This window comes from Pseudomonas donghuensis (assembly GCF_000259195.1).
GTDB classification, from domain to species: domain Bacteria; phylum Pseudomonadota; class Gammaproteobacteria; order Pseudomonadales; family Pseudomonadaceae; genus Aquipseudomonas; species Aquipseudomonas donghuensis.
Window position 1 is genome coordinate 1 of sequence record NZ_JH650783.1, and the last position, 5,028, is coordinate 5,028.

Here is a 5,028-nt window from a genome sequence, read left to right on the forward strand (position 1 = left end):
ACACGGTGGGAGCGGGCTTGCCCCGCGATTGCATTCGCCCCACGACAACAAAACCTTATACAATGTAGGTTTTGTACCTGTACGTCTTGAGGAACCTTAGTGAGCACTTTGCCACCCTGCCCCAAATGCAACTCCGAATACACCTACGAAGACGGCGCCCAGCTGGTCTGCCCCGAGTGCGCCCACGAGTGGTCGGCTGCCGGTGATGCCGAAGCAGCCAGCGATGAGGCGGTAAAAAAGGATGCAGTGGGCAACGTCCTGCAGGACGGCGACACCATCACCGTGATCAAGGACCTCAAGGTCAAGGGCACCTCGCTGGTGGTCAAGGTCGGCACCAAGGTCAAGAACATCCGCCTGTGCGATGGCGACCACGACATCGACTGCAAGATCGATGGCATCGGCCCGATGAAGCTGAAATCTGAATTCGTCCGCAAGGTCTGATTCTGGTGGGTTCGGGGCCGCCCTGCGGCCTCGACAGCCCACAACCTGGAAAAAACCGCCAATAGGCACTTGCTATTTTGATAATAAGAATTATTCTCATTGAACGCTTTCAAGGAGAATAGCCATGACTTATCTGATAGACGCCTGGCTTGACCGCCCCCATCCATACTTGCGCATCCTGCACCGGGAAACCGGCGAGGTCTGTGCCGTGCTTGAAGAAGAAGCACTGGACGAACTGCGCGACCAGGGTGACCTGGATCTCAATGGTTTGAATTCGAGTGAGCCGGGTGTGCTCAAGGAACTGGTGAGGAACCTGTTCCTGTTCTGCTATGCGCGGGCGTTGCGCCCGGGTGGCGGGACCGATTGGAACTGAAACCGCATCGCCGGCAAGGCTGAACTGGCCTAATGATTTTGGACACCTTCGTCGGGCGCTATTATGGCGCCCAATTGGAGGCAAAATCAGTGCGAAAATCTTACTCGAACGAATTCAAAATCAAAGCTGCCGAGATGGTGCTGGACGATGGTGAGTCAGTCCCTGATGTCTGCGAGAGCCTTGGTCTAGGGCGGACCGCGCTTCGTCGCTGGGTCGAGCAACTGCGCCAGGAACGAGAAGGCCAAACACCGGTCGGCGCCAAGGCCATCACTCCAGAGCAGCAGCGAATCCAGGAGCTGGAAGCGCTAGTCCGGCAAAAGGACCGGGATATCGAAATCCTAAAAAAGGCCAGTGCTCTCCTGCTTCGGGACTCCAAGGATCGTTCTCGCTGATCAACGAACTGAGTGAGCAATTTGGTGTTTTCGACTGCTGTCGCGTCCTTGGAGTTCGGCGCAGCAGTTTCTACGCATGGCGAAAACGCCAAGGGCGAAAGGATCCGGTCAGAGAGGATCTGCGTTCAACGATGGTCAGCCTTTTCAAGGTCTCTCGTAGCTCTGCTGGGTCGCGAACGCTGGTTCGGGAATTGCGTCGTGCTGGCCATAAAGCCGGGCGATACAAGGTACGTATGCTGATGAAGGAAGCCGGTCTGCAATGCAAGCAACGCAGGCCGCATCGTTACCGATCATCGGGCACAGAAGCATTGATTGCGAGTAACCAGCTCAAGCGAAACTTCAACGTCTCGACGGTCAACCAGGTGTGGTGCGGCGATGTCACCTACATCCAGGTAGGCAAGCGTTGGCTGTACTTGGCGGCTGTGATCGACTTGTATGCTCGCCGAGTGGTGGGCTGGGCTTTCTCAATGATCGCCGATGCCCGGCTTGCCTGCGAGGCGCTACGAATGGCGGCCGAATCTAGAGGTAGACCGGCTGGAGTGATGTTCCACTCGGATCAGGGTTGTCAGTACACCAGCCATAAATTCAGGGCTGCTCTTGAGGAGTACGGTCTGGAACAGAGCATGAGTCACCGAGGCCAGTGCTGGGATAACGCCGTCATGGAGCGCTTCTTCGGTGCATTGAAGTCTGAGTGGATGCCAGCAGAGGGTTACGACACCGAAGCGCAAGCACAGTTAGACATCCAGGCTTATCTGATGCGTTACAACCTTAAGCGTCTCCACAGCTACAACGGCTATGAAACCCCGGTAGCCATGGAGAAAAAGCTCAAGGTTGCGGCATGAACCTAAACCGGTGTCCAAAATCTGTTGACCAGTTCAAGCCGGCTCCCACAATGGACCGGTGTGAAGCGAATCCTGTGGGAGCTGGCTTGCCAGCGATGAGGGTCGAAAGGCCCTCTGACGTTCTTAAAGAACGTCTTACAGAACGTCCAGCAGCTCGACGTCGAACACCAGCACGCTGTGCGGCGGGATGCTGCCAACGCCCTGAGCGCCGTAAGCCAGCTCGCTCGGCACGTACAGGCGCCATTTGCTGCCGGCATTCATCAGTTGCAGGGCTTCGGTCCAGCCGGCAATCACGCCGCTGACCGGGAATTCTGCTGGCTGGCCGCGCTCGTAGGAGCTGTCGAACACGGTGCCGTCGATCAGGGTGCCGTGGTAGTGGGTACGCACGCTGTCGTCGCGGCTTGGCTTGGCGCCTTCACCTGCGGTCAGTACTTCGAACTGCAGGCCCGAAGCCAGGGTGGTGATGCCGTCACGCTTGGCGTTTTCAGCCAGGAAGGCCTTGCCTTCGCCAGCGGCAGCTTCGGCCTTGGCAGCAGCTTCGGCTTGCATGATTTCGCGGATGACCTTGAAGCTGGCCGACAGGTCGGCTTCGCTGACGCGGCTGTCCTGGCCGTTGAAGGCGTCGGTCAGGCCGGCCAGGATGGCGTCCAGGCTTACGCCTGGTGGCGGGTTGTCACGCAGTTGGCCACCCAGCTGACGGCCGATGCCGTAGCTGACGCGAGTTTCGTCGGTAGACAGGTTGAGTTCGGACATTTGCTTGCTCCGCTGCAGGGCGCATGACAGCCGCGCCCTTTATGAAAAGGGCGAGCAGCCTAGCACACTGCGCTGGCGCAGATCAGCTACCAGGCCGAACGTCGTGGCATCGGTATTTTCAGGTCGCCATCGCCGGCATCGCCACCGCCGCACATCTCATCATCCATCGACCAGTGCACCAGGTGCACTGGCACCGCTGGCAAACCGCTGAGCAGGCGTTGCGCATCGACTACCGAATGCACTTTCAGGCGCTGCCCATGGGTGTCCGAGAGCGGATGGGCGTGGCCTTTTACCCGTGCCTCGATAATGAAATCACCGCCCTCGATGGCGATCAGGTTGAGCTCTTCGACATGACCGGCTCTGGCCTCGGTGTTCAGTTGGTGAAGGTTCATTGCGATACCTCGTTACCGGAACTTCGAGTGACCGTTCATTTTCTGTACAGCCGCGCACAAAGCACAAGGCAAAACCGCAACCGCCCGTCCGTTTTGCAACGCACGGGCGGTTGTTGACTGGGCAAAACGCCTGATCAGTGCTTGGTGACCTTGTCCAGGTAACCCATGGCAAAGGCCGAGACCACGAAGGTCATGTGGATGATCACGTACCACATCAGGTACTGGGGCTCGATGTTGCGCGCGTCCATGAACACCCGCAGCAGGTGGATCGAGGAAATCGCCACGATCGAGGCGGCGACCTTCATCTTCAGCGAAGACGAGTCCATCTTGCCCAGCCAGCTGAGTTTTTCCTTGTCCTCGTCGATGTCCAGTTGCGAGACGAAGTTCTCGTAACCGGAAATCATCACCATCACCAGCAAACCACCGACCAGGGCCATGTCGATCAGCGACAGCAGCACCAGGATCAGGTCGGCTTCGGCCAGGGCGAAAACGTTGGGCAGGACGTGGAAGATCTCTTGGAAGAACTTCAGTGCCAGCGCCAACAGGCCCAACGACAGACCAAAATAGATCGGCGCGAGCAGCCAGCGCGAGGCATACATCGCATTTTCGATAATACGTTCCATTGAAAACTCGTCAGGTTGGCAAAAAAGCGAGCGCGAGTATAACAGCCACCCATGACAGAAAAAGCCCGTGGCACGCTGCCACAGGCGTGGCGCCTGCGACTCAGGTTTCCGGATGGAACTGGAAGTCGCCGACGTGATGGACGCGCTCGCCGTTGATCCGGCGCAGCTGGGCTTGCAGGTGCACACACCAGATCTGCGGATCATCGGCCAGCTGATAACCGTGCAAGGTCAGGCTGTCGACAATGGCATTGAGCACCGACTCGGCCACGAACGGCCCGTGAAACGGCCCTTGGGCCTTGATCGCAGAGGGCTGCTCGCCAGCCATGCCGGCGGCAAACAGCAAGGTCCACATGCCATTGTCACCGGCCAGTGGGCGGATACTGCATTCAATGCGGGTCACCAGGCCCAGGCATTGACGGGTGAGGCTGAGGCTGCGCGGCATGGCGAAGGTCCTCGGTAAACCCTTGTTCAGCCCTCAGGTGAAGGCTGTCTCGTTCCTGTACCTACGACTGTCCCTGATCTGAAGAATAGAAGAATTCCACCCAGGCGTGGAAAAACCGGCGCCGAATGGTCACACCCCATTTAGCGCCGTTTTTTTGACTCGTACCACTCAGTTCAAGAAGCTTTTACCTGCGCCAGGGCCTGCTCGGCATGTTCCTTCTCTGCCTCCTTGAGGTCCTCTTCACTGATCATCTCGGCGATGACCCGCAGGCGCTCCACCACCCGGGCGTTGACGCTGCCTTCAGGGAACTGGCCCTCTTCATCCGGTTCACCGGCAGGCTCACCGACCAGCAGGCTCAGGGCCTCGTCGGCCTGGCTTACCGCATAGACGTGGAACATACCGGCGCGCACCGCCTGCAGCACCCGCTCATCGAGCATCAGCGTGGCAACGTTGGCACGCGGGATGATCGCGCCCTGTTCACCGGTCAGGCCACGTGCTTCGCACAGGCGGAAGAAGCCTTCGATTTTCTCGTTGACCCCACCCACCGCTTGCACTTCACCGAACTGGTTGATCGAACCGGTAATGGCGAAGCACTGCTTGAGCGGCGTCTTCGACAACGCCGAGATCAGCGTGCAGGCCTCGCCCAGGGAGGCGCTGTCACCGTCGACGTAACCATAGGACTGCTCAAGGGCGATACTCGCCGAGATCGCCAGGGGGAATTCCTGGGCATAACGGCTGCCCAGGTAGCCGGGAAGGATCATCACCCCCTT

General features: G+C 58.7%; 8 protein-coding genes. 3 read left to right on the top strand and 5 right to left on the bottom strand.

Annotated elements, in window-relative coordinates:
- The first annotated feature begins 99 nt into the window (after positions 1-99).
- The 3 genes from UW3_RS0124030 to UW3_RS27625 all read left to right on the top strand — a co-directional run bounded on the left by UW3_RS0124030 (position 100) and on the right by UW3_RS27625 (position 2,048).
- A complete protein-coding gene (locus UW3_RS0124030; protein ID WP_010226371.1) occupies positions 100-441 on the top strand; it encodes a zinc ribbon domain-containing protein YjdM in 342 nt (113 codons plus the stop codon).
- Positions 442-565: 124 nt separating this feature from the next.
- A complete protein-coding gene (locus UW3_RS0124035) occupies positions 566-814 on the top strand; it encodes a PA4570 family protein (protein WP_010226372.1) in 249 nt (82 codons plus the stop codon).
- A gap of 32 nt (positions 815-846) precedes the next feature.
- Positions 847-2,048, top strand: a protein-coding gene (locus UW3_RS27625; RefSeq protein WP_237716772.1) for an IS3 family transposase whose coding sequence is annotated in 2 segments (ribosomal slippage) — positions 847-1,153 and positions 1,153-2,048 — 1,203 coding nt in all. Because the reading frame shifts where the segments join, the coding sequence is not laid out codon by codon here.
- 135 nt (positions 2,049-2,183) lie between these two features.
- On the opposite strand, the gene UW3_RS0124050 is transcribed toward UW3_RS27625, so the two are convergent.
- The 5 genes from UW3_RS0124050 to UW3_RS29945 all read right to left on the bottom strand — a co-directional run.
- Positions 2,184-2,801 (bottom strand): BamJ family beta-barrel-assembly machinery protein, encoded by a 618-nt coding sequence (locus UW3_RS0124050; protein WP_010226378.1) that lies wholly within the window; start codon positions 2,799-2,801, stop codon positions 2,184-2,186.
- An 86-nt stretch (positions 2,802-2,887) separates the two neighbouring features.
- Positions 2,888-3,193 (bottom strand): DUF6482 family protein, encoded by a 306-nt coding sequence (locus tag UW3_RS0124055; RefSeq protein ID WP_010226380.1) that lies wholly within the window; start codon positions 3,191-3,193, stop codon positions 2,888-2,890.
- Between the two features lie 134 nt (positions 3,194-3,327).
- A complete protein-coding gene (locus UW3_RS0124060; RefSeq protein WP_010226381.1) occupies positions 3,328-3,816 on the bottom strand; it encodes a TIGR00645 family protein in 489 nt (162 codons plus the stop codon).
- 100 nt (positions 3,817-3,916) lie between these two features.
- On the bottom strand, positions 3,917-4,258 hold the full coding sequence (locus UW3_RS0124065) for a PA4575 family protein (protein WP_010226382.1): 342 nt from the start codon (positions 4,256-4,258) through the stop codon (positions 3,917-3,919).
- A 173-nt stretch (positions 4,259-4,431) separates the two neighbouring features.
- On the bottom strand, positions 4,432-5,028 hold a 597-nt coding region (locus UW3_RS29945; protein ID WP_010226383.1), incomplete at its 5' end, for a S16 family serine protease.

What these genes read in the sequence shown, in the direction of transcription:
- UW3_RS0124035 (WP_010226372.1), top strand. Translation starts at nt 566, where the DNA reads ATGACTTATCTGATAGACGCCTGGCTTGACCGCCCCCATCCATACTTG.
- UW3_RS0124050 (WP_010226378.1), bottom strand. Translation starts at nt 2,801, where the DNA reads ATGTCCGAACTCAACCTGTCTACCGACGAAACTCGCGTCAGCTACGGC.
- UW3_RS0124055 (WP_010226380.1), bottom strand. Translation starts at nt 3,193, where the DNA reads ATGAACCTTCACCAACTGAACACCGAGGCCAGAGCCGGTCATGTCGAA.
- UW3_RS0124060 (WP_010226381.1), bottom strand. Translation starts at nt 3,816, where the DNA reads ATGGAACGTATTATCGAAAATGCGATGTATGCCTCGCGCTGGCTGCTC.
- UW3_RS0124065 (WP_010226382.1), bottom strand. Translation starts at nt 4,258, where the DNA reads ATGCCGCGCAGCCTCAGCCTCACCCGTCAATGCCTGGGCCTGGTGACC.